This is a genomic window from Streptomyces sp. NPDC055025, from assembly GCF_053608565.1.
The window spans coordinates 56,655-78,090 of the sequence record NZ_JBSGVS010000048.1 but is presented as its reverse complement, the minus strand read 5'-3'; the positions used below and the strand labels follow the sequence as shown (position 1 = coordinate 78,090).

Sequence of the window (21,436 nt, the reverse complement as noted above, 5' to 3'; positions counted from 1 at the left end):
GTGCGGCGGGGGCTTCCCGCCGCACACCACCCCCCGCTCCGCTGTCAGCCCGCCGTCAGCTCACTGGTCCGACCCGCCGTCAGTTCTCCAGCAGGAACTGCCGCGCGAGTTCCTCGCCCTGGAGGGTGGCGCTGTCCTGGTCCTCCAGGGACGCGACCTCCGAGTTCTTGAAGAGGATGTAGGTCACCCCCTCGCCGACGCCGCCGCGCGACGGGTCGGTCGCGATACCCAGCCCCTGGGCGGTCGCGAGCGATCCCTCACCGATGATCCCGGGCGGCCCGGTGTCCCCGACGACGGCGTACTGGACCCGGTCGCCGTGGATGACCGCCGCGACCGACCCGCCCCGGATGCCCGACGCGCGGTAGTTCCAGATGGCGCTGGGGGTCGGTACGACGATGTACGGCAGTTCCTTGGCGTTGAGCGCCTTGCCGCTGGACTCGGTGTAGGCGGTCATGCTCTGGAAGTAGGGGTCGGTCCTGGTGTTGCAGCGGTCGGACACCTGGCCGTCGCAGTCGATGTCCATGTCGGCCTTCCAGAAGACGGCGCCGTTCGCGTCGCAGACCGGAACCGCGGTGGTGGAGCTCTCCCGGGTGCGGTAGAGGCCGTTGGAGATCTGCTGGCAGTGGCTGACCTTGGAGAGCAGGGCCTCGGCCGTGACCGGTCCCCCCTCGGTGGACGGACCGCCTCCGGCCGGCGGTCTTCGGGCGGGTGGTGGCGGTCCCGCCGCGGGCCGGCCGGCCGGCGGTCCCGGGACTCCCCGGCGTTCGGCCCGTGGGACGGGGGGCGGCTCGTCGGTGGACTGGGCCAGGGCGGGGAGCACGGTGATGGGGACGGCCGCGGCGGCCAGCAGGGCCGAACCGACGGCGATGAGGACATAGGTGCGAGGGTGCACGGGGGATGATGCCCTTCCTGGTTCCTGGACTGGGTGGCGGGGCCCCGACGGCTCCTGGACGGTTCCTTGGACAGCTCCTGGGACGGTTCCTCGGACGGCTTCGGGGCAGCGGGTGTTCTAGCGACCGGACGGAGACGGACGGCGGTCGTCGCCTATGCACTCGTCCAGTCGTTCGAGGAACACTCGCTGTCCCGTTACCAGCGGTTCCACGGCATCCGGCAAAAGGAACCAGCCGACCCGGTCCAGCTCGGGGAACTCACGCACCACACCCGACCCCCTGGGCCACTCCATGGCGAAGGTGCCGAAGACGGCCGCCGCGGGATCCAGATCACCCTCGACAGCCCAGGCGGTGACGGTCTTGCCACTCCTTTGGCGGGCTTCGCCGAGGGGGGTCCACGGCCCCTCGGGCACGGGCAGCCCCAGCTCCTCCTGGAACTCCCTGCGGGCCGCGTCCTCGGGCCGTTCCGCTGATCCGTACTCACCCTTGGGGATGGTCCAGGCGGCGGTATCGCGGCCCGACCAGTACGGTCCGCCCATGTGTCCGAGAAGCACTTCGAGACCGGTGTCCATGACCCGGTACAGGAGGAGACCCGCGCTTCGTTTGCCCGACATGCCGTCAAGTCTGGGCGGGGGCGTGCGGCATCGCCATTCGCGCGCCGGGGGAGTGCGCCGCCCCGGCGGGGGCTGATCCGCGCGCTGCGCGGGAACGGCGGGGGCTCCGGCCCGGTCTGACACGCCGGAGCATTGCGGTGATACCGCCGAGCCGATCGTATGAACGATTGCGCCGTCCGGCGGCAGGCCTGGGCCGGCCGCCGGACGGACCGGCCCGGCCTCGCGGGGAGGCCGGGCCGGGTGTGCTACGGGAACGGGACCCCGTATGTGCTAGGGGAACAGAACCCCGTACGTGCTACGGGAAGGAGACGATGTTCGAGGGGATCGTCGAGGTTCCCGAGGTCGGCGCGCCCGTGCTGTTGATGACGTGGTTGTACTGACCCATGCCACCGAGGGAGACGACCAGGAGATCGTGGAACTTCACACCGGGTTTGACCGGTGCCTGGAATCCATGGTCCTGCTGGATCGTCGGGTCCGAGGTGTAGTTGCAGTAACTGCCCAGACCCCATGCCTCGTGGTTGTTGACGGAGTCCGCGACCTTGTAGGCGGCGTACCCCTTGATGCTGCCGTTCTGGATCGAGGCCTGGGTCGGCGCGTCGTACGCCTTCTCGTTCTGGAAGAAGATCGTTCTGCCGTTCTCGCCGTACCACTCCACGTCGTACTTGTTGAAGTGCTCGACGAAGAGACCGGTCGCCAGGACATCGTCACCGTTGACCCGGACGCCGTAGTCCGCGCGGTTGGTCTCCCAGCCGACGCCGGCGCCGTGGTCCGCACGCCAGACCCAGGTGTGGTCGATGATGGTGTCATCGCTGTTGATCACCATGCTGGTGGTCGCCTTGCCCGGACCCGCTCCACCGATCCGGATGAAGACGTCCTGGACCGTGGTGGGGTTCACGGAGTGGTCCGCGGACGCGCCCTGCGGTCCGACCTCGAGCAGCGTCGGGGAGTTCACCGGACCGGCGTCGATCAGGAAGCCGGCCAGCTTCACTCCGTCCACATCGGCGACCTTCATCGCCGTCACCCCGTTGTCGGGGATGATCGTGGCGAGGCCCAGACCGAGGACGACCGTGTTCGCACGGGTCACGTTGATGGTCTGGTTGATGTGGTAAACACCGGGCGTGAACAGGAGGTTGAGCCCCTGGGCCAGCGCCTGGTTGATCGTCGCCGCGGTCGCGCCCGGCTTGACGACATAGAACTGGTCGAGCGGCAGGGACTGGCCCTGCGGAGCGCCATTGCCCCAGGTGGTGCCGCGCGCGTTGGTGCGCTTGGCGGGGACGAACACCTTGTACGCGTTGCCGTCCAGGTAGAGGAACGGCTTCTCGCGGGAGACGGGCGTGTTGTTCAGCGTGGTGTACGGCGGGTTCGGGAAGCTCTGCGCGGGAGCACCCTCGACCCCGGAGAACACCATGTTCCAGACGCCGTTGGTCCAGCCGCCGATGGAGCTGTCACGGGTGTACCACTGCTGCTGGGAGTACGGGCCGACGGTGCCGTCGATCTTGCTGTCGGCGATGTAGCCGCCACTGGCCCAGCCGTAGCCGTTGGGGGCGAGGTTGAGTCCGCCCTTGACGTGCATACGACGGAACGGCGCGGCCTGCGCGACCGCCCACCGGTTGGTGCCGCTGACCGGGTTGAGCGCGAGGTTCTCGGCGGAGCGCCAGAAGTTCTGGGTGGCGTTTCCGTTGAACCAGCCGGCGTCCACGGTCACATCACCGTTGAAGGTGGTGTCGTCCGGGGAGAGACCGAGACCCGATATCGAGGTGTAGAAGCCCAGCTGGGCGTTGATGTTGTTGTAGGTGCCGGGCTTGAACAGCAACTGGTAGCGACCGGTGCCGAACTGGTCCGACTCCTGCTGGTCGAAGATCTGGTCCAGCCTGCCCTGGATGTTCGGGGTCGACGGGTCGAAGACCAGGACGTTGGGGCCGAGGTCACCGCCGCCCGGGATCGGGTCGCCGGTACCGCCCGAGGTACCGCCGAAGACCTGGAACTCCCAGAGGGAGTAGCCCCACTGGGTGGCCCGCTGGGTGCCCGTCAGCCGTACGAAGCGGGCCGTGCCCGAGACATTGAGCGTCTCCGTGCCACCGGGCGAGGTGGTGGTGGCGTAGGCCTGCGTCCACCCGTCGACACCGTTGGCCGAGAACTCGATCTTGTACGCCTTGGCGTACGCGGTCTCCCAGTTCAGCACGATCTGGCTGACCGCGACGCTGGAGCCGAGGTCGATCTGGATCCACTGGGGGTCGGACGCGGCGCTCGACCAACGGGTGCCGGTGTTCCCGTCGTTGGCGCCCGAGGCGGGGGTGCCGCCGTTCTCCGTGCTGGATACCGTCACCGGCTTGCCCTGCGAGAGCAGGGTGGGCGCGGCGTGGGCGGATGTGCTGGGAATGAGGAGCAGCAGCGAGGCGATCAGAGTGGCCGCGACCGAAGCGGCCAGTCCTCGCCGACGGCCCGGAGTGGATCTCCGGTACACCGGCAAAGTGAGCGGAGGAGCGTGCATGGGCAGGTCTCCTGAGTCGTCAGACAGCGGACAGGCGGAGCGTGAGAGACACCGGAGAGCGCTCTCTCGGTAGGGGAGATGCTTCTCTCGTGTTTCGGACACGTCAAGAGTTGTGCACGAACCAGCCAAGGTTGGTTCTGCTGCCGACAACAAATAACGGACAGGACGCGGCGATTGTCGGACTTTGCGCGGTGTCCGAGGTGTGATGGGAAGGTGTCGTTTCAGAATCTGACGGCGCGTGTGCAGTGTCTGAAACATCGTCGCGAGATCCGGGCGGGATCCGCAACGGCCCGATGGCCGAGGCGCGTTGACGTCGTCCGGTACGGGCGGCGCGGCCGGCGTGGAGTGCCCGGACGCCCCCGGACGGCGGGAGCGAGGTCGTCGCCGGCGGGCCGCTCCCCGCGCCGTGGGGTGATGGAGGCGGTCCGGGGGGTGTTACAAGGCCCGACGGGAGGACGCCGGTGCGGGGACGGGGGCGTCGGGTGCGTTCGCCACGCGCTCCAGCCACTCGGACAGCAGCGCGGTCTCGGCGGGGGTCAGCACCGCCGACGGCGGTGACCGGCGCAGCAGCGCGCCCAGCCGGGCCGCCGCCACCGGGGTCTCGGCGGCCGATCCGTCGGAAGCGGGGGACGCGACGGCGGGAGCCTGGTCGTACATCGCCCCGGGGGTGAACACGGCGGTGTGCACCGCGTCGCGGACCCGCCGTGACATATCGGGATCGGTGAAGGTGGCGGGCCGCGAGACCAGCGTCAGCGCCACACCGACATTGGCCGACATGACCATCTGGGCGGCGAGTTCGGGGGAGATCCGCAGCAGTCCACGGGCCGCCGCGCGTTCCAGATCGCGGGTGAGGATCCGGTGGGACTCCAGGGCCGAGGCGGGCGGCTTGCGCATCGAGGGGGAGTTCATCAGCCGGTACAGATTCGGGTTCGCCAGTGCGAACGCGACATGGGTGTCCCAGCCGTCGCGCAGATCCTCGATCGGATCGGTACCCGGTTCACGGAGTCGCTTGGTCGCCAGATAGGCGTCGAAGCCGTAGTCCACGACCGCGGAGAGGAGTCCCTCCTTGTCACCGAACTGCCGGTAGAGCACCGGCGCGCCGACCTGGGCGGCGTCACAGACCGCGCGCGTGGAGATGTCCCCGTTCGGCGACTTCGCCAGCAGCTCGGCGGCCACCTCCAGAATGCGTGTTCGCGTGCTCATGGGAGGGATGCTACCAACCAGGAGTAACGTTGCTCATGCGTATACGTATCCATCGTTACGCTCCGGTCCCGGCCACGCGGGACCGGCCGGCGGCCGGCGGTGGACGCGGTGTTTCCCCGCGGCCCCGAAGCGTGACGGGTCCATTGGCGGTGATACGCCGGGAAAGTTACGCTACAAGCTTGGACGGACGAGCCCTGTCGACCGGCTGACAGGACCCGGCCGTGGGTATCGGACCACGGGGCGCGGAGCGTGTGTCCCGGACGACGACGAGGGGCCCGGCCGACCTGACGGGGCTCCCGGCCCACCTCCGGAGCGGGGCGCATGGCAGGACGCGATCGGGACCGCAGTCGGGACCGGGACCGAGCGGCGACCGGTACCGACGACACACTCGCGCCCCCTCGCGCGGGCGGCTTCGACTGGGACCTCGAGACCGGGATCCTGGAACTGGACGCGGCGGCCCTCGACGTCTTCGATCTTCGTCCGGACGAGTACGACGGTACGGGGGAGTCGCTGCTGCCCCGTATCCCGCACGAGGAGCGCGTACGTCTCGCGGCCGTCGTGGACGCGGCGGTCCGGCACGGCCGGTCGTCGTACGGCTCGTACTTCCAACTGCTGCGCCGTACCGGTATGCGGCAGTGGACCCATACCCGGGGGCGGATCCTGCGCGACGATCTGGGGCACGCGTACCGCATCGTCGGGATCGTCCGCCGGGCGACGGCGGACCTGACGGGATTCTGCGCGACCGGCTCCGGCGACATGGGCCGTGCGGGGCTGAACAGTCTGGTGCAGAGCACCACGGAAGCCCTGTCCAGAGCGGTCACCGTGGACGATGTCGCCGCCGTACTGACCGGAGCGGGCGGACTGGAGCGCTTCGGCGCCGACGGACTGGCGCTCGGTCTGGTCGAGGGCGGCACCCTGAGGCTCATCGCGCTGACCGGGGAGTCCATGGACGTACTGGACGATCTGCGGCTGCACCGACTCGACGGAACACTGCCGCTCGCCGAGGCGGTCCTGAAGCAGCGGCCGCGCTTCGTCACCTCCCTCAGTGATCTCGTCGTCGACCGTTTCCCGCGGCTGCGGCCGTATGTCCGCGGGCTCGGATTCAACGCGGCGGCCTTCCTGCCGCTGATCGCCCAGGCCCGTTCCATCGGCTGTCTCGCGCTCTTCTACCGGCGGCGTACGCACTTCTCGGCCGAGACCCGCACGCTGTGTCTGGGCCTCGCCGGGATCGTGGCGCAGTCCCTCCAGCGCGCCATCCTCTTCGACCAGGAACGCGAGTTCGCGACCGGTCTCCAGGCGTCCATGCTGCCCCGCGACATCCCCGAGTTCCCCGGCGCCGAGATCGCGGTGCGCTACCACGCGGCATGGAGCGGCCGAGAGGTCGGCGGTGACTGGTACGACGTCATCGCGCTGCCCAGGAACCGCGTCGGTGTGGTCGTCGGCGACGTCCAGGGACACGACACCCACGCCGCCGCCATCATGGGGCAGCTGCGGATCGCCCTGCGCGCCTTCGCGGGTGAGGGCCACACACCCGCGACGGTACTGGCGCGTGCCTCGCGCTTTCTCGCGGAACTCGACACCGAGCGCTTCGCGACCTGCACCTATGCCCAGGTGGATCTGGGCAGCGGTGTCGTACGGGCCGTACGGGCCGGTCATCTCGGCCCGCTCGTCCGCCACACCGACGGCAGAACCGGCTGGCCCAATCTGCGCGGCGGGCTCCCGCTGGGCTTCGCCACGACCTTCGGCCACGAGGACTTCCCCGAGACCCGGCTCGATCTCCTGCCGGGGGAGACGTTGGTGCTCTGCACGGACGGGCTGGTCGAGGAGCCGGGCCGGGACATCTCGGCCGGTATGGACACGCTCGCCGAGATCGTCGGATCCGGGCCGGGCGCGGCGAGCGCGCTGGCCGACCATCTCTCGGACCGGCTCTGGGAGCGGTGGGGGACCGGCGACGATGTGGCGCTGCTGGTTCTGCGCCGCCGCCCCGACCGCGGTACGGACCACGCGCCCCGGGTCCATCAGTACGTCCATCAGGCGGACCCGGAGGGGCTGGTCGAGACCCGCGCCGTCCTGCGCCAGGCCCTGGCGGACTGGGGTCTGGCGGCGCTGATCGACGATGTGGAGGTGGCGGCGGGTGAACTGCTGGTCAATGTGCTGCTGCACACCGAGAGCGGCGCGGTGCTGACCCTGGAGGTCCTGCCCGAGCCGGTCCGCCGAGTGCGCCTCTGGGTCAAGGACCGCTCCAGCGTCTGGCCCCGCCGCCGCACCCCCGGCGAGGCGGCGACTTCCGGCAGGGGGCTGCTGATGGTGGACGCCGTGGCCGCGCGGTGGGGGGTCGAGCCACGGGGGGACGGCAAGGCGGTCTGGTGCGAGTTCGAGCCGGACGCGGTTCCGCGCTGAGCGCGCGGGCGCTGCTTCCGCCGCGACGGCCGACCGCCCTCCGCGCGAGGCGCGGAGGGCGGTCATCGGCGGTGGAGCGGAGACTCAGACGTCCAGGAAGCCGAACCATCCGCCGGCCTTGTGCGACGAGGAGGCGCCCTCGGTGATACCCGCGGGGCCGCCCAGGTTGTGGTAGTAGCCCGCGCCGCCCTCCTTCTGGAAGCCGCCCGCCGCCACGGACGCGGAGTCGTGGCCCTCACAGGCGAACGCCGAACCGGCGCCACCCAGCAGAGCGGCGGCGGCAAGGGCGGTGGTGGCGAGCGCGGTACGGATACGCATAGGAACTCCTACGTCAGGTGGTGGTACGAACACCGCATGCGTGCCCCGGCGGGATCGCTTTCCGACCGGATCGCGACCCATCCCACCCGTTCAGCGGAATAAATCAGGACAAGGGCCAATATGTGTGTATGTCTCCATGGGGCCGGCACCGGACCGTAGACCGCCCGTATGCCGCCCGTATGCGCGTCTACCCGGCGCGGACGCTCTCGACGGCGTCCGTGACGGTGTCGAGGAACCGGGCGTGCGCGAGATGGCTGTACGGCACCTCGGGATTCCACGGCACGATCCGTGCCCGCTCCTCGACGGCGCGCCAGTGCGCGTTCTCACGGAGCCGTGCGCGCGGCGCCGCGTTGGCGCGTATGTCGGTGAGCACGATGTCCGGCTCCAGGGCGGCGGCCTCGGACCAGCCGGCCGTACGCCAGTTGGCACTGCCGCCCTCCTCGGGCTCGATCAGGTCCACCCCCAGCTCACCGAGGGCGCGGAGATCCGGCCAGGTCAGGGGTCTGGCCAGATACGCCGTCTCCGGATCGGCGGCCGACAGCGCCAGCACCCGGGGCGCACCGGGCCGCGCCGCCGAGACACGCAGCCGGGACTCCGCGCGGTCCAGTTCGGCCACCGCGGGCGGACGGGGCGCGTCCAGCGAGCGGGCCAGCGCCGTGAACCGGTCCCTGATGCCGTCGAACGTACGGTCCTTCCCCACATCGAGGACGACCACGGGCAGCCGCTCCTCCAGCCGCTTGGCCGCCTCGGGATCGATGCCGTAGACCTGTCCGCCGCCGTAGCTGACGGCGATCACCAGATCCGGCTCCGCCTCGAACAGAGCGTCCAGATCGAGGGCGCCGCCCGCCCCGAAGTCGCGTAGCTCGCCGAGGGGCAGCTCACCCGCCTTCGCCGGATCGGGGGTCCCGCCGTCGTGGTGGGAGCCGAACACGCCCAAGGGGCGCAACCCGTGGTCCCACAGGGTCGCGCCCGCCTGTATATAGGCCACCACCCGTGCCGGGCGGTTCTGTACGACGGTCGGATGGCCACGGTCGTCGGTGAACTCCCAGCGGTTGCCCGGGTTCATGTCTCGCCTCGTTCCGCTTGTGGTTCCGCTCTCTCCGGCGCGGTTCCTGTGTGCGGCGCCGGTACGCGCCGTTCGCGCGGGCGCCACCCACTGTCTGCCCATCCCGGCCCGCGTGAACTCCCGCTCCAAGCCCGTCCCGGCCGGTCCCGCGGCCGGATGATGCAGAATTCCTGATGGTGGCGGGTAGCACGCATCCGCCGCGTCCCAGGGGCCCCGGCCCTGTCCGACCCGGACAGGGCCTCGCGTCCGAAGACCTCTCGGCACGCCCGTATGGAGCGTATTCATGGAGCCCACCGCTCATGTCAGCAAAACCGCCCTGCCCGGGGTCGGTACCCGCTACGACCTGAACACGGACGCGGGAAAGCATCTGTCGGTCGTCGCCCACCAGGACGGGCGGCGCATCCTCGCCTTCCACGATCCCGAGGACGACGACAACTGCAAGGACGCGGCGTCCCTCGCCCCGCACGAGGCGACCGCGCTCTCCAAGCTGCTGATGCCCGACCCCGTCGCGCATCTGCATCAGCACCTGGAGATCGATCTGCTCACCGAGCACATCCCGGTCACCAAGAGGTCGCCGTACGTGGGCCGCACCCTCGGCGCCACCCAGGTACGCAGCCGTACCGGCGCCTCCATCGTGGCCGTGCTGCGCCGCACGGACGCCTTTCCCTCGCCCACCCCGGACTTCCGCTTCGCCTTGGGGGACACCCTCGTCGTCGTCGGTACCCGGGAAGGCGTCGACGCCGTCGCCGAACTGATCACCGGAGGATAGACGCCCGTGCACGACACCACCGCACTGCTCATCGAACTCGGCTCCGTCATCCTGGTCCTGGGCATACTCGGCCGGCTGGCCGGTCGGGTGGGCTTCTCCGCGATCCCGCTCTATCTGCTCGCCGGACTCGCCTTCGGCCATGGCGGCCTGCTTCCGCTCAACGCCAGTGAGGAGTTCATCGCCACCGGCGCGGAGATCGGCGTCATCCTGCTGCTGCTCCTGCTCGGCCTCGAATACAGCGCCTCCGAACTCGTCAGCAATCTCAAGACCCAGTACCCCTCCGGCATCGTCGATTTCGTCCTGAACGCCGTGCCGGGCGCACTCGCCGCGCTGGTCCTGGGCTGGGGTCCGGTCGCCGCCGTCGCCCTGGCCGGTGTCACCTGGATCTCCTCCTCCGGAGTCATCGCGAAGGTCCTCGGCGATCTCGGCCGGCTCGGCAACCGTGAAACCCCCGTGATCCTCGGCGTCCTGGTGATAGAAGACCTCGCCATGGCGGTCTATCTGCCGCTGCTCACGGCCCTGCTCGCGGGACTCAGCCTCGCCAGTGGCAGCCTCACCCTGCTGATCTCGCTCGGTACGGTCGGCGTGGTCCTCTATCTGGCCCTGCGCCACGGCCGGCTGATCAGCCGCGCCGTCTCCAGCGACAACCCCGAGATGCTGCTGCTGGTCGTTCTCGGGCTGACGGTCCTGGTCGCCGGAGTGGCCCAGGAGCTCCAGGTCTCCGCCGCCGTCGGCGCGTTCCTCGTCGGTATCGCGCTGTCCGGCGAGGTCGCCGAGGGCGCGCACAATCTGCTCGCCCCGCTGCGCGATCTGTTCGCGGCGGTCTTCTTCGTCTTCTTCGGGCTGAACACCGACCCGGCCGCCATCCCGCCGGTGCTGGTCCCGGCCCTGATCCTGGCGACGGTCACCACCCTGACGAAGATCGGTACCGGCTGGTACGCGGCGAAGCGCGCCGGGGTCAGAACGGCGGGCCGCTGGCGGACCGGCGGCACGCTCGTGGCGCGCGGTGAGTTCTCCATCGTCATCGCCGGACTCGCGGTCGGGGTCGAGCCCAGGATCGGGCCGCTGGCCACCGCGTATGTCCTGATCCTGGTGATCCTCGGCCCGCCGGCCGCGCGCTGGACAGAGCCGCTGGCCCGGCGTCTCACCCGTAAGGCGAAGCCCGCCGCGTCTGCCGCGCCGGCCGTGTCCACCGCGCCCGCCGAGACCGCCGCGTCTGCCGTATCCGCTGACGCCGCCGCGGAAAAGCCCGTTTCGGGGGCTCCCGCCTCCGGGGCCGCGGACGCGGCGCCCAGCCACGGCTGACCGGTACCGCTGACCGGTACGGCCGGATCACGACACCGGATCACGACACCGGATCACGACGGACGGGGCACAGAACGCGCGCCCCGCGTCCTGTGCCCCTGTTTCGGCCGTGCCTGTCTCACACCTGGTGAGGCGGGCCGTCGGCCACCGTAGAATCTACAGCAGTGTAGAAGGTCGGTGCCAGGGTGCCCCGCGACAGCGCGGGGACGCCGGGCTCACGCGGGGACACCGGGCTCAGTAGCATGAACGGCTGCCACGCGGCGCGGTCGCGCGGCTGGAGGGAGACAACGTGAGGGTGCACGGCGGACCGGACGGGCAGGACGGTCCGGACGGTTCGGACGAGCGCCCACGCCGACGCGGCCAGGGTGAGCTGGAGGCCCAGGTGCTCGCCGCGCTGCGGCAGGCGCCGGGGCCCGTCACGGCCGCCTGGGTGCAGGAACGGCTCGGCGGGGATCTCGCGTACACGACGGTGATGACCATCCTCACCCGGCTCCAGGCCAAACGGGCCGTCACCCGGGAGCGGGCGGGCCGCTCCTTCGAGTGGTGTGCCGCCTCGGACGAGGCGGGGCTCGCCGCCCTGCGGATGCGGAAGGTACTGGACGGGGAGGCGGACCGCGAGGCGGTCCTGGCCCGGTTCGTCACCGCGCTCTCCGAGGACGACGAACGGCTGCTGCGCGATCTGCTCGGGCTGCCCGAGGACCCCGAGGACGGGGCGGAGGGCTGACGGGGTGGGGGTGTTCGTCTTTCTGCCGCTCGTCCTGCCGCTGACGGCGCTGCCCATCGCGCGCCTGGCCGAACTCCATCTCCACCCGCGTGTCGCCACCCGGCTGCTGTCCGGGCTGGCCGGTGTGCTCGCCCTGTGCAGCACGCTCTGTCTGGGGCTGCTGGTGGTGGTCGGTACGGCGCAGCTGCCCGGCAACCCGCTGCCGGACGCCTGGTCCGACCCCGAGGTCCGCGAGGCCGTTCCGTACGACGAGATCGCCGGGAAGGCCGCCATCGTCGCCCTCGCCGCGGTCGCCGTCGGCTGTACGGCGGCCGCGGGGCGCCATCGCCGGGTGCGCCGCCGCGCACACCGTGCCCTGGCCGGGCTGCCCGACGGCGAACTCGCCGTGCTGACCGACGCGGCGCCGTACGCCTACGCCCTGCCCGGTTCCGCCGCGGCCCGGCTGCCGGACGCGGGCACGGGCGCCGGCGCCCGTAGCCGTAGCCGTGCCCGTATCCGTATCCGTATCCGTGTCCGTTTTCGTGCCGGTGCCGGTGCCGGTGCCCGTGCCCTTGTGCGAGGAGGTGGGCACGGCCGGGGGCGGGTCGTCGTGTCCACGGGGATGCTCGACTGTCTGGACACCCGGGAGCGCGCCGCGCTGCTCGCCCACGAGCGGGCGCATCTCATCGGAGGCCACCACCGGTATCTGCTGGCCGTACGGCTGGCCGCGCGGGCCAATCCGCTGCTGCGCCCGCTGCGCGCGGCCGTCGCCTACACGACCGAGCGGTGGGCGGACGAGGAAGCGGCCCGGGTGACCGGGGAGCGTACGGTCGTGGCACGGGCCATCGGCAAGGCCGCGCTGGTCTCCCGGGGCACCCCCACACCGACACTGGCCGGTTTCGCCGCACCGGGCCCCGTGCCGCGCCGGGTGGCGGCCCTGCTGAAGCCCGCGCCCACCGCGGTGAACTGGCCGTCGATGTCGACCGCGGTGGGTCTGGCCGTCTGGACGGCCGCCGCCGGAACGCTCGGCTCCGCGCTCTCGTCGGCGAACGCGACGGTCACTCTTTTTCTCGTTCTGAAGGCCGCCACACCGCTCTGACGCGTGGTGTCAGCCCCGGGCCGGTTCCTCGGTGACGGCGGCTTTCGCCAAGGCACCTGTGGTGGCCTCGGCCGACTCGGCCGCGTGGGCGATATTGCGGGCCATCCCGCCGAACACCACGGCGTGGAACGGGGAGACACTCCACCAGTACGCCTGCCCGAGCAGCCCCCGGGGATGGAACAGCGCCCGCTGGCGGAACACCGTACGGCCCTTGTCGTCCTGCTCCGCCCACAGCTCCAGCCAGGCGAGTCCCGGCAGCCGCATCTCGGCGCGCAGCCGCAGCAGTCTGCCCGGCTCGATCTCCTCGACCCGCCAGAAGTCCAGTGAGTCACCGACCCGCAGCCGCTGCGCGTCCCGTCGGCCGCGGCGCAGTCCGACCCCGCCGACGAACCGGTCGAGCCAGCCCCGTACCGCCCAGGCCAGGGGCAGTGAGTACCAGCCGTTGTCGCCGCCGATCCCCTCGATCACACGCCAGAGGGACTCGCGCGAGGCGTTCACGGCCAGCTCGCGGCGGTCGGTGTAGAGACTGCCGCCCGCCCAGTCGGGATCGGTGGGCAGCGGATCGCTGGGAGCGCCGGGCAGCGCGGCCGACGACCAGCGCGTGCTCACCTGGGCGTCCTGGATGCGCCGCAGCGCCAGCTCGACCGCGCGGTCGAAGGTGACCGGACCGCCCGGCGGATCGGGGACGTACCGGGTGATGTTCCGTTCGTGGCAGACGACCTCGTGCCGCAGGGACTCCGCGAGCGGCCGGGCGATCGAACGGGGCACCGGGGTGACCAGACCGATCCAGTGACTCGACAGCCGCGGTGTCAGGACGGGCACCGGAGCGATGAGCCGCCGCGGCAGGCCGGCCACCGCCGCGTACCGCTGCATCATGTCCAGGTACGTCAGCACCTCGGGGCCGCCGATGTCGAAGGACCGGCAGATCTCGGCGGGCAGTCGCGCGCAGCCGACGAGATACCGCAGTACGTCCCTTACGGCGATCGGCTGAATCGCCGTACGGACCCAGCTCGGTGTCACCATCACCGGCAGCCGCTCCGTGAGATAGCGCAGTATCTCGAACGAGGCGGACCCGGAACCGATGATCACCGCGGCCCGCAGCGTCACGGTCGGCACTCCCGAGCCGAGGAGGATACGGCCGACCTCGGCGCGCGAGCGCAGATGCGGCGACAACTCGCGCTCCGGGACACCGGCCGGGGTGAGAGCGCCCAGATAGACGACGCGCCGGACACCCGAGGCCTTCGCGCGTTCGGCGAAGATCCGGGCGGCGCGGCGGTCCGTGGTGGCGAAGTCCCGTCCGGTGCCGAGCGCGTGCACCAGGTAGTACGCCACGTCGATGCCGTCCATGGCCGCCCCGACCGATCCCGCGTCGGTCACATCGCCGCGCACGATCTCCGTACGGTCCGCCCACGGGTGATCGCGCAGCTTGTCCGGCGTGCGGGCCAGACAGCGCACCGTATGGCCCGCGTCGAGCAGTTCGGGTACCAGCCGGCCGCCGATGTACCCCGTCGCTCCCGTCACCAGACAGCGCAGCCCGCCGCCGGACTCCAGACCCGATGTCATATGCCACTTCCCTTCGAGGCTCCGTGTCGAGGCCGGGGCTCCCTGGCTACGCCCCTCACCGTGAGCCTGGGCCCGCGGCGGGCGATCGGCAACGGGAGGACACGACAGGAGGACGACGGGAGGGCGGCGAGGGGACGTTGGGAGGGCGGCGAGGGGACGACGGCAGAAGGAGCGTGCGAGGGTCTCCGGCCCGTGTGCGGGGTCGCGCCGTACACGCCGACGGGGGCGCGCCGCCGACCGTGGCCGCGCGCCGCGCGCCGTCAGTCCGCCGTCCGCTCCTTCCACGGCGGCGGCTCCGAGGGGGCCGGCCGGACGGGGCCGAACAGCGCCGCGCGTACGACACGCGGCGCGAACAGCACGGAGACCGGGGCCATCAGCGAGGTGGCGGCGCGGAACGCCTCTCCGACGACCGGATCACCGGGCGCCCGCTCCACCACCCGGGCGAGATACCAGGCCGCCGGCCGGTCCACCACACGTGTCCGGGCCGCGTCGCCCCGTGCGCCAGGCAGTGCCCTGTCGGCTCCGGACGCGATGTTCCAGGCCTGTCGTGAGGCGTTGAGCAGCGCGAGCTGCACCCGGCGTGTCGTGGGTGTACGGGCGGGATCGGCCAGCGTGTCGCGGAGCGCGATCGCGCCCAGCGCCGCGACCGCCATGCCCTGCCCGTACACCGGGTTGAAGGCGCACAGCGCGTCGCCCACGGCGAGGAAACCGGCCGGGCGGCGGCCCGCACGGTCGTACCTGCGCCGGACATTGGCCGTCGCGCGGAAGGCGTGCACCCCGGACTCCGGCCGGGCCTTCATCAGCCAGTCGTGCAGCACCGGATGGGCGAGCCGGGCCGTGAAGTCGATGAACGCCTCCTCGTCGGAGGGCGGTTCACTCCCGCGCAGGCCCGAGAGGGTGACGAGATGGAAGCCGCCTTCGACGGGGAGGGCGACCCCGCCGCGGGCCTGGCCGCGCCCGGGGATGAAGTAGTAGCCGACGCTGTCCGTGCCGCCGGCGGCATCCCTGTGGGTACCTCCGTCGGCGTTGTCATCAGTCTGCGCGTCGCTCCCTCCGTGGTGAGGACCTGGCTGACGGAAGAGCTGGGTCGCGTAGGCGAGTCCGGTGTCGAGCGTCTCCTCGTGAGGAGGTTCCGCACCGATCGCGGCGAGCCAGTCGGGCGCGCGGGAGCCGCGCCCCGAGGCGTCCACGACCAGATCGGCGGTGAGCCGCCGTACGTCATGACGGGTCTCCGCCCCGCGCTCGCGCACCCGTACCCCCCGGACCCGGTCGGAGTCGCCGAGCAGCCCCACCACCTCCGTGCCCTCCAGCACCGTGATCCGCCGCTCGGCCAGCACGCGGCGCCGTACCAGCCACTCCAGCAACGGCCTGGTACCGGTGAGGAGATGGGCGGTGGCGGCGGTGCGGCGGTAGTAGCGCCCGTTCTGCCACTGCACGATGTCGCTGGGCATCCCCACCCGGGGCGCGCCGTGCTCGCGCAGTTCCGCGACGATGCCGGGGAGCAGCTCGTCCAGCGCCCGCTGCCCGCCCTCCAGCAGGACATGGGTGTGGCGGCTCTGCGGAACCCCGGCCCGTGGCTCGGGTCCCTCGGGAAGGCGGTCGCGCTCGATGATGGTCACCCGGTCGGCGTGGGCGCGGAGCACCTGGGCCGTCAGCAGAGCCGCGACGCTCCCTCCGATGATCACGGCGTGACGGGTCCGGCGGCCGGGGGAGCGGTACGGACCGTCCCCTTCCACCCCAACGGTCTCCACGTCCGCCGCGTTCGCCATGCTCGTCCCTCCGGGGGTCCTGTACCGACAACGGGCCGGCAGCCGCGGCCGATCCGTGAGGGTTCAGTATTCCGGCGGGGCGATGCGTGGATCACGACGACTGTGAGCCGTTCTCACCGTTCTCCGAGCCCTGTGGACGGCGTGGGCGACTCCTCGGGCCGGTCGCGCGGCCCGTCCCGCCCGTCCTTCCCCCGGGCTCACCCACCCGTCCTCCTCCGCCCGTTCGCTCACTCCTTGTGGTACTGGTACGCCTCCGTCGCCGCCGCGACGACCGCGTTCAGGTCCCCGCCCGCCGAGGCGGTGACCAGCGCGGCCACCGCTCCCTCGACGAACGGTGCGTCCACCAGCCGTGTCCCGTCCGGGAGTTCGTCGCCCTCGGCGAGCAGCGTTTTCACCGTCAACACGGCGCTGCCGAGATCCACCAGAATCGCTACTCCCGCGCCTCGGTCCACCTGTGCGGCGGCGGCCGAGATCAGCTCGGAGCTGGTGCCCAGTCCGCCGTCAGGGGTGCCTCCGGCCGCCGCCACCGGCGCGGTCGCGCCGCCTCCCGCCAGCCCCCGGGCCATCGCGGCGACGGCCTCCGCCACCGGTCCGCTGTGCGAGACGAGCACGATGCCGACCGGTTTCCCGATGCTCATGGCGTCGCCTCCGCCGTGTCGGCGAGCGCGGCGATCAGCAGGGCCGAGGAGGTCGCGCCCGGATCCTGGTGCCCGATGCTCCGCTCGCCCAGATAGCTCGCCCTGCCCTTGCGCGCCTGGAGGGGTACGGTGGCGAGGGCGCCCTTCTCCGCTGCCTCCGCCGCCGCCCTGAACGATGTGCCGAGCGCTTCGGCCGCCGGCTCCAGAGCGTCCAGCATGGTCTTGTCCCCGGCCTTCGCCCCGCCGAGCTGGGCCACGGCCGCCACCCCGGTGCGCAGCGCCTCGGTGAACTGCTCCGGTGTGACCTCGGGGGCGTCGCCGAGGGCCTTGCCCGTACGCCGTAGCAGTGTCCCGTAGAGCGGCCCCGACGCCCCGCCCACCGTGGAGATGAGCTGCCGTCCCGCCCGCACCAGCAGGGCCCCGGGGCCGGCCGGTGACTCCTCTCCCAGCACGGTCATGACGGACCGGAAACCGCGCTGGAGATTGCTGCCGTGATCCGCGTCGCCGATCGCCGAGTCCAGTTCGGTGAGCCGGCCGGCCTCACGCTCCACCATGGCGGTGGCGGCCGTGAGCCAGCGGCGGAAGAAGTCGGTGTCGAGCGTCCGGTCGGGTTTCTGATCGGTCACGTGAACTCCCTCGCCCGTGGGTCGTGCCCTGCCGTGCCAGTTTCTGTGCCTGCCCTGCCGTCCCGGCCGGCCTTGCCTCTTTCTTTGCCGTATCCGGCTTCGCCGCCATGTCAGGCTTCCCGCCGAGTCCGGCTTCTCCGCCGTACGCGGCTTCTCCGCCGTACGCGGCCTCGCCGTGTTCAGAGACCCCAGCGGAGCGCGGCGGTCCGCACCGGCGCGTCCCACAGCCGCAGCAGCTCCTCGTCCACCTGGCAGAGCGTCACCGAACAGCCCGCCATGTCGAGCGAGGTCACATAGTTGCCGACGAGCGTACGGGCCACCGGAACGCGCCGCTCGGTCAGCACCCGCTGCACCTCGGCGTTGAATCCGTACAGCTCCAGCAGCGGTGTTCCGCCCATGCCGTTCACCAGGACGATCACCGGGCCGGACGGCCGCAGATCCTCCACCACCGTGTGCACGGCGAAGTCGGCGATCTCGCGCGAGGTCATCATCGCGCGCCGTTCGCGGCCGGGCTCGCCATGGATACCGATGCCCAGTTCCAGCTCTCCCTCGGGCAGATCGAAGGTCGGACTGCCCTTGGCGGGCGTGGTGACGGCGCTCAGGGCGACACCGAAACTCCGTGAGCGGTCATTCACCTGCCGGGCGATCGCCTCGACCCGCTCCAGCGGCGCCCCCTCCTCGGCCGCCGCGCCCGCCAGCTTCTCGACGAACAGCGTCGCACCCGTACCGCGCCGGCCCGCGGTGTAGAGACTGTCCGTCACCGCCACATCATCGTTGACCAGCACTTTCGCGACCTGGATGCCCTCGTCCTCGGCCAGCTCGGCGGCCATGTCGAAGTTCAGGACGTCACCGGTGTAGTTCTTGACGACGAACAGCACCCCGGCCCCGCTGTCGACGGCGGCGGCCGCCCGCACCATCTGATCGGGTACGGGGGACGTGAACACCTCACCGGGACAGGCCGCGGAGAGCATTCCGGGCCCGACGAACCCTCCGTGCAGAGGCTCGTGCCCGGACCCGCCCCCGGAGACCACCCCGACCTTCCCGGCGACGGGCGCGTCCCCGCGTACCACCACGCGGTTGGCCACATCGACGGAGAGCTCCGGATGCGCCGCGGCCATCCCCCGAAGGGCATCCGCCACCACGGTCTCCGGCACATTGATCAGCATCTTCATGGGTGTCTCCCGGGTAGGTTGGAAGCTGTGCCTCTGTCCGTGGTTTTCGCAGGTCACAGATGCTGTGGCTACTCCGCGACCGTGGCGGTCCCCGGCGCTCCGAAGCGGCTTTCCGCAGTACTCACACCGATCGGACGCCAACTTTCCTGACGCATGGTCAGCTCCTTGGGGTGCGATGGAGGACGCTCCGCGGCGGTCCGCCGCTCGATTCAGTATCGATCCAACTCCGCCACCCGGCACGGCATGGGGGAGAGGTGATTCTTGGCGCACGTGGCGCACGTCAGTTCGAGTGAGGTGGAGTGCTGCAGATCTACCTCATCGGTGCCGCGGAAAGTCATTGCCGCACTGATGTGCATCGGGCGACGACTTCGACGCACGGCTTGCCTCAATTACCGCTGCCTGCGGTTTTACCTTGAAGGGGAGAGGAACCACGCGTTCGGGAGGCAGGCGTGATCGCTCGGCCCGGTATGCGCGGCACCGGAACGAGTGACGGAAGCGGCGGAGGCGCAGGCGGCGGGAGCATGAAAGATATCAGTGACATAGGCGGTATGTGGGGAGCGACTGATGGCCACGGAAACCGCGCCCGCTCCGATGACTACTGACCTGACCGTCGGCGGGATGACCTGCGCGGCCTGTGTACGGCGTGTGGAGAAGTGGCTCGGCAAGTTGGCGGGAGTCAGCGCGACGGTCAATCGGGCCACCGGGCAGGCCCGGGTCGGCCACCCGTCGCACGTCCGCCCCGATGAACTCGTCGCGATGGTCGAGCAGGCCGAGTACAGCCGCGCTCCCCGAGCCTCCCGAGCCGCGGGAGCGGGAACATGAGCACCAGGACGAGGACGGGTTCGAAGCCGCGAGGCGAGCACGTCAGCGGCTCGTGGTCACGGTGCTGCTCGCGGTGCCGGTGCTCGTGCTGACCGGGCGGCCGCTGCCGGAGGTGAGCGATTTCAGCGCCATGGTCGGCCGCGGAGTCTGGGGCCGGGTCGAAGGTCGTCCGGTCGAAGTCCTCGCGGTGGACGGTGAATTGCCTGCGGCTCTGACGGACGCGCGGGCGCTGGCGGAGGCCGCCGCGCATACGCCCGTGCTGGTCCGGGTGGATGGTGTGACGGAGGCACTGATCGAGGTCGGGATGGCGTGCGCCCCGGGGCGGCCGACGATGACCGAACAGGTCTGGTGGCGGTCCACCCGGCGCCGTCTCGGTGAAGCCCTGCTTGCCGCGCTCGCGCCCGTCGCCGTGTGCGGCGTCGCCCCCGGCGGCCTGACCACGTGGCTTGCCTTCGGCAAAGCGGGCAGCCCCGGCGGAATCGAGGTCGACTCCGGGTCGGTGTTCCTGCCGTACGGCGACAGCCGGGACACCGCCGCGTTCTTCCGGATCTCCAACTTCGGAGGCGCGGACGACCGTTTGATCGGTGTCGAGCACTTCCTCGCCTTAGCCGGCGTCGCCGCCGCTCTGATCTGCTACCGCCGACTCGCGATGTGAGGCAGCCACCAACTGCCTGGATCAGCGCCACTGCGGCGGGATATTCGCCATGTGCTCCAGCAGGTCCCAGCCTTGGCGCTTCTGTTTGCGTTCCTCCCGCGAGTCATGCCACGGGGCACCATGCCCCACCCGGTAACCACGGTAGTCGCGCAACCCCATGACGCCGGCGTCGCGATATCGGACTCATTGCCGCAGCAGGGACAGATGGCCGCCGTCGGCCAGCTCTCTTCCCAGAACAACTCGTCGTCGTATTCACACACCCGGCATACGGTCTCGTCCTCCACACTCATCCCGACTCCGGTTTGTCGGTCACTGTCAAATGCAACGGTGGCCACGAAGATGACCGCTGCCAGGGGAAGGCGGTCGTTGCGATTGACGGTGTCCCACCTTGCCAGTTGCACGTCTGGCGAGCCGGGGTGATGGTGGGTAGTGAAGCCCGATTGAGCATCGAAAGGGTAGTCCGATGACTGAAAAGAAGGCTGAACTCTACACGCTTGACCTGACGGATACGCGCTGGGTCAAGAGCAGCAAGAGCACGACAGGGCCTTACTGCGTAGAGGTGGCAGACCTTGGTGGCGGAGCCGTTGCGATCCGTGACTCGAGGCGGAAAGACCTGCCGTCCCTGCGGTTCACCGCGGAAGAATGGGCGGCGTTCCGAGACGGCGTCCGCGAGGGCGAGTTCGGCTAGGAGTTCTTGCGTTTGATCAATGGCAAACCCGGTCCCGCTTTACCTGAGAGTGGGGCCGGGGGGCTTGGCAAAGACCAGCCTCCAGCACCAGCTCACCGGCGCCGCGATGAACTTCGCCCGCATCGACGCCCACCTCACCGGCACACCATGAGCCCGCACCCGCACCAGCCACTTCGCAGCACTTCGCCCCGCCGAGCTGACGCTCGGCGGGGCGAAGCAAGGGCCGAATTGACCAACAGCGTCCCGGCACGGGTCCGCATCAGCACGCCGTTCATGAGGTCCTCGTCGGCTTCGACGGGTGGCCGAGGCCTGGGCCCGCTGGTACGCCTTGGCGGCACGGGCCGCGTCGGACGCCGCTGCCGCGGACGCCTGCGCCGCGAGCTTCATATCCGTCGCGGCCTGTTCGGCCAGGGCCTTCGCCTCGGCGGAGAAGCCCTCCGCCTGGTTGGCCGTGGCGGCCGCCGCTGCGGAGCGTTCCGGACAGAAGCACGGCGTGTCCCGCACCTTCGGCACAGCGGCCGAACTGGTCGCCTGCGACGAGGTCGACCTTGCGGATCCAACTGGCGTCGCGGCGTACGTCGGCCGTGGACACCGGGAGCGGACGGCCCGTGCCCATGACCGCCGCGGACCAGGTGGTCGCCTCGG

The 21,436-nt window shown here is 71.0% G+C and carries 17 protein-coding genes and 2 pseudogenes; 7 read left to right on the top strand and 12 right to left on the bottom strand.

Annotated elements, in window-relative coordinates:
• Window positions 1-79 precede the first annotated feature (79 nt).
• From ACWGDX_RS27100 to ACWGDX_RS27085, 4 genes are all read right to left on the bottom strand, one after another.
• Complete coding sequence (locus ACWGDX_RS27100) at window positions 80-892, bottom strand: glycoside hydrolase family 75 protein (protein WP_453629626.1); 813 nt, start codon at window positions 890-892, stop codon at window positions 80-82.
• A gap of 117 nt (window positions 893-1,009) precedes the next feature.
• Window positions 1,010-1,504, bottom strand: a complete 495-nt coding sequence (locus ACWGDX_RS27095) for an NUDIX domain-containing protein (protein WP_365904234.1) — start codon at window positions 1,502-1,504, stop codon at window positions 1,010-1,012.
• Between the two features lie 295 nt (window positions 1,505-1,799).
• The gene (locus ACWGDX_RS27090) at window positions 1,800-3,995 is read right to left on the bottom strand and encodes a discoidin domain-containing protein (RefSeq protein ID WP_453629624.1); all 2,196 of its coding nucleotides are present in this window, start codon (window positions 3,993-3,995) and stop codon (window positions 1,800-1,802) included.
• Window positions 3,996-4,430: 435 nt separating this feature from the next.
• Window positions 4,431-5,198 (bottom strand): TetR/AcrR family transcriptional regulator, encoded by a 768-nt coding sequence (locus ACWGDX_RS27085; RefSeq protein ID WP_453629622.1) that lies wholly within the window; start codon window positions 5,196-5,198, stop codon window positions 4,431-4,433.
• Between the two features lie 321 nt (window positions 5,199-5,519).
• Here ACWGDX_RS27085 and ACWGDX_RS27080 point away from each other — a divergent pair, with 321 nt between their 5' ends.
• On the top strand, window positions 5,520-7,598 hold the full coding sequence (locus ACWGDX_RS27080) for a SpoIIE family protein phosphatase (protein WP_453629621.1): 2,079 nt from the start codon (window positions 5,520-5,522) through the stop codon (window positions 7,596-7,598).
• Window positions 7,599-7,682: 84 nt separating this feature from the next.
• On the opposite strand, the gene ACWGDX_RS27075 is transcribed toward ACWGDX_RS27080, so the two are convergent.
• Together ACWGDX_RS27075 and ACWGDX_RS27070 are read right to left on the bottom strand one after the other, a co-directional pair.
• Window positions 7,683-7,916, bottom strand: coding sequence for a hypothetical protein (locus ACWGDX_RS27075; RefSeq protein WP_453629619.1), 234 nt, complete (start codon window positions 7,914-7,916; stop codon window positions 7,683-7,685).
• Between the two features lie 187 nt (window positions 7,917-8,103).
• Window positions 8,104-8,982, bottom strand: coding sequence for an ABC transporter substrate-binding protein (locus ACWGDX_RS27070; RefSeq protein ID WP_453629618.1), 879 nt, complete (start codon window positions 8,980-8,982; stop codon window positions 8,104-8,106).
• Between the two features lie 283 nt (window positions 8,983-9,265).
• On the opposite strand from ACWGDX_RS27070, the gene ACWGDX_RS27065 reads away from it, so the two are divergent.
• The 4 genes from ACWGDX_RS27065 to ACWGDX_RS27050 all read left to right on the top strand — a co-directional run bounded on the left by ACWGDX_RS27065 (window position 9,266) and on the right by ACWGDX_RS27050 (window position 12,858).
• Window positions 9,266-9,751: a cation:proton antiporter regulatory subunit gene (locus ACWGDX_RS27065; RefSeq protein WP_363084291.1), complete on the top strand. Its 486-nt coding sequence runs from the start codon at window positions 9,266-9,268 to the stop codon at window positions 9,749-9,751.
• A 6-nt stretch (window positions 9,752-9,757) separates the two neighbouring features.
• Window positions 9,758-11,056 (top strand): cation:proton antiporter, encoded by a 1,299-nt coding sequence (locus tag ACWGDX_RS27060; protein WP_453629616.1) that lies wholly within the window; start codon window positions 9,758-9,760, stop codon window positions 11,054-11,056.
• A 289-nt stretch (window positions 11,057-11,345) separates the two neighbouring features.
• Window positions 11,346-11,780, top strand: coding sequence for a BlaI/MecI/CopY family transcriptional regulator (locus ACWGDX_RS27055; RefSeq protein WP_453629614.1), 435 nt, complete (start codon window positions 11,346-11,348; stop codon window positions 11,778-11,780).
• Between the two features lie 4 nt (window positions 11,781-11,784).
• Window positions 11,785-12,858: a M56 family metallopeptidase gene (locus ACWGDX_RS27050; RefSeq protein WP_453629612.1), complete on the top strand. Its 1,074-nt coding sequence runs from the start codon at window positions 11,785-11,787 to the stop codon at window positions 12,856-12,858.
• Window positions 12,859-12,867: 9 nt separating this feature from the next.
• On the opposite strand, the gene ACWGDX_RS27045 is transcribed toward ACWGDX_RS27050, so the two are convergent.
• The 5 genes from ACWGDX_RS27045 to dhaK form a co-directional block, all read right to left on the bottom strand.
• Window positions 12,868-14,421, bottom strand: coding sequence for an SDR family oxidoreductase (locus ACWGDX_RS27045; protein ID WP_453629610.1), 1,554 nt, complete (start codon window positions 14,419-14,421; stop codon window positions 12,868-12,870).
• 260 nt (window positions 14,422-14,681) lie between these two features.
• A complete protein-coding gene (locus ACWGDX_RS27040) occupies window positions 14,682-16,190 on the bottom strand; it encodes an FAD-dependent monooxygenase (RefSeq protein ID WP_453629608.1) in 1,509 nt (502 codons plus the stop codon).
• Between the two features lie 227 nt (window positions 16,191-16,417).
• Window positions 16,418-16,828, bottom strand: coding sequence for a PTS-dependent dihydroxyacetone kinase phosphotransferase subunit DhaM (locus ACWGDX_RS27035; RefSeq protein WP_453629606.1), 411 nt, complete (start codon window positions 16,826-16,828; stop codon window positions 16,418-16,420).
• Window positions 16,825-17,382 carry a dihydroxyacetone kinase subunit DhaL gene (gene dhaL, locus ACWGDX_RS27030; RefSeq protein ID WP_363084140.1) on the bottom strand — a complete coding sequence of 186 codons (558 nt, stop codon included), beginning with the start codon at window positions 17,380-17,382 and terminating at the stop codon, window positions 16,825-16,827. Before dhaL ends, ACWGDX_RS27035 begins: the two co-directional genes overlap by 4 nt.
• Window positions 17,383-17,633: 251 nt before the next feature.
• Window positions 17,634-18,626, bottom strand: coding sequence for a dihydroxyacetone kinase subunit DhaK (gene dhaK / locus ACWGDX_RS27025; protein ID WP_453629605.1), 993 nt, complete (start codon window positions 18,624-18,626; stop codon window positions 17,634-17,636).
• 564 nt (window positions 18,627-19,190) lie between these two features.
• Here dhaK and ACWGDX_RS27020 point away from each other — a divergent pair.
• Window positions 19,191-19,551, top strand: a pseudogene (locus ACWGDX_RS27020) (cation transporter); the annotation flags it as partial.
• 573 nt (window positions 19,552-20,124) lie between these two features.
• Here ACWGDX_RS27020 and ACWGDX_RS27015 read toward each other — a convergent pair.
• Window positions 20,125-20,393, bottom strand: a pseudogene (locus tag ACWGDX_RS27015) (hypothetical protein).
• A 173-nt stretch (window positions 20,394-20,566) separates the two neighbouring features.
• Here ACWGDX_RS27015 and ACWGDX_RS27010 point away from each other — a divergent pair.
• Window positions 20,567-20,791: a DUF397 domain-containing protein gene (locus ACWGDX_RS27010; RefSeq protein ID WP_384790925.1), complete on the top strand. Its 225-nt coding sequence runs from the start codon at window positions 20,567-20,569 to the stop codon at window positions 20,789-20,791.
• Window positions 20,792-21,436: the final 645 nt, after the last annotated feature.

What these genes read in the sequence shown, in the direction of transcription:
- ACWGDX_RS27065 (WP_363084291.1), top strand. Translation starts at nt 9,266, where the DNA reads ATGGAGCCCACCGCTCATGTCAGCAAAACCGCCCTGCCCGGGGTCGGT.
- dhaK (WP_453629605.1), bottom strand. Translation starts at nt 18,626, where the DNA reads ATGAAGATGCTGATCAATGTGCCGGAGACCGTGGTGGCGGATGCCCTT.
- ACWGDX_RS27085 (WP_453629622.1), bottom strand. Translation starts at nt 5,198, where the DNA reads ATGAGCACGCGAACACGCATTCTGGAGGTGGCCGCCGAGCTGCTGGCG.
- dhaL (WP_363084140.1), bottom strand. Translation starts at nt 17,382, where the DNA reads ATGGTGGAGCGTGAGGCCGGCCGGCTCACCGAACTGGACTCGGCGATC.
- ACWGDX_RS27090 (WP_453629624.1), bottom strand. Translation starts at nt 3,995, where the DNA reads ATGCACGCTCCTCCGCTCACTTTGCCGGTGTACCGGAGATCCACTCCG.
- ACWGDX_RS27035 (WP_453629606.1), bottom strand. Translation starts at nt 16,828, where the DNA reads ATGAGCATCGGGAAACCGGTCGGCATCGTGCTCGTCTCGCACAGCGGA.
- ACWGDX_RS27070 (WP_453629618.1), bottom strand. Translation starts at nt 8,982, where the DNA reads ATGAACCCGGGCAACCGCTGGGAGTTCACCGACGACCGTGGCCATCCG.
- ACWGDX_RS27045 (WP_453629610.1), bottom strand. Translation starts at nt 14,421, where the DNA reads ATGACATCGGGTCTGGAGTCCGGCGGCGGGCTGCGCTGTCTGGTGACG.
- ACWGDX_RS27010 (WP_384790925.1), top strand. Translation starts at nt 20,567, where the DNA reads ATGACTGAAAAGAAGGCTGAACTCTACACGCTTGACCTGACGGATACG.
- ACWGDX_RS27095 (WP_365904234.1), bottom strand. Translation starts at nt 1,504, where the DNA reads ATGTCGGGCAAACGAAGCGCGGGTCTCCTCCTGTACCGGGTCATGGAC.
- ACWGDX_RS27040 (WP_453629608.1), bottom strand. Translation starts at nt 16,190, where the DNA reads ATGGCGAACGCGGCGGACGTGGAGACCGTTGGGGTGGAAGGGGACGGT.
- ACWGDX_RS27075 (WP_453629619.1), bottom strand. Translation starts at nt 7,916, where the DNA reads ATGCGTATCCGTACCGCGCTCGCCACCACCGCCCTTGCCGCCGCCGCT.
- ACWGDX_RS27080 (WP_453629621.1), top strand. Translation starts at nt 5,520, where the DNA reads ATGGCAGGACGCGATCGGGACCGCAGTCGGGACCGGGACCGAGCGGCG.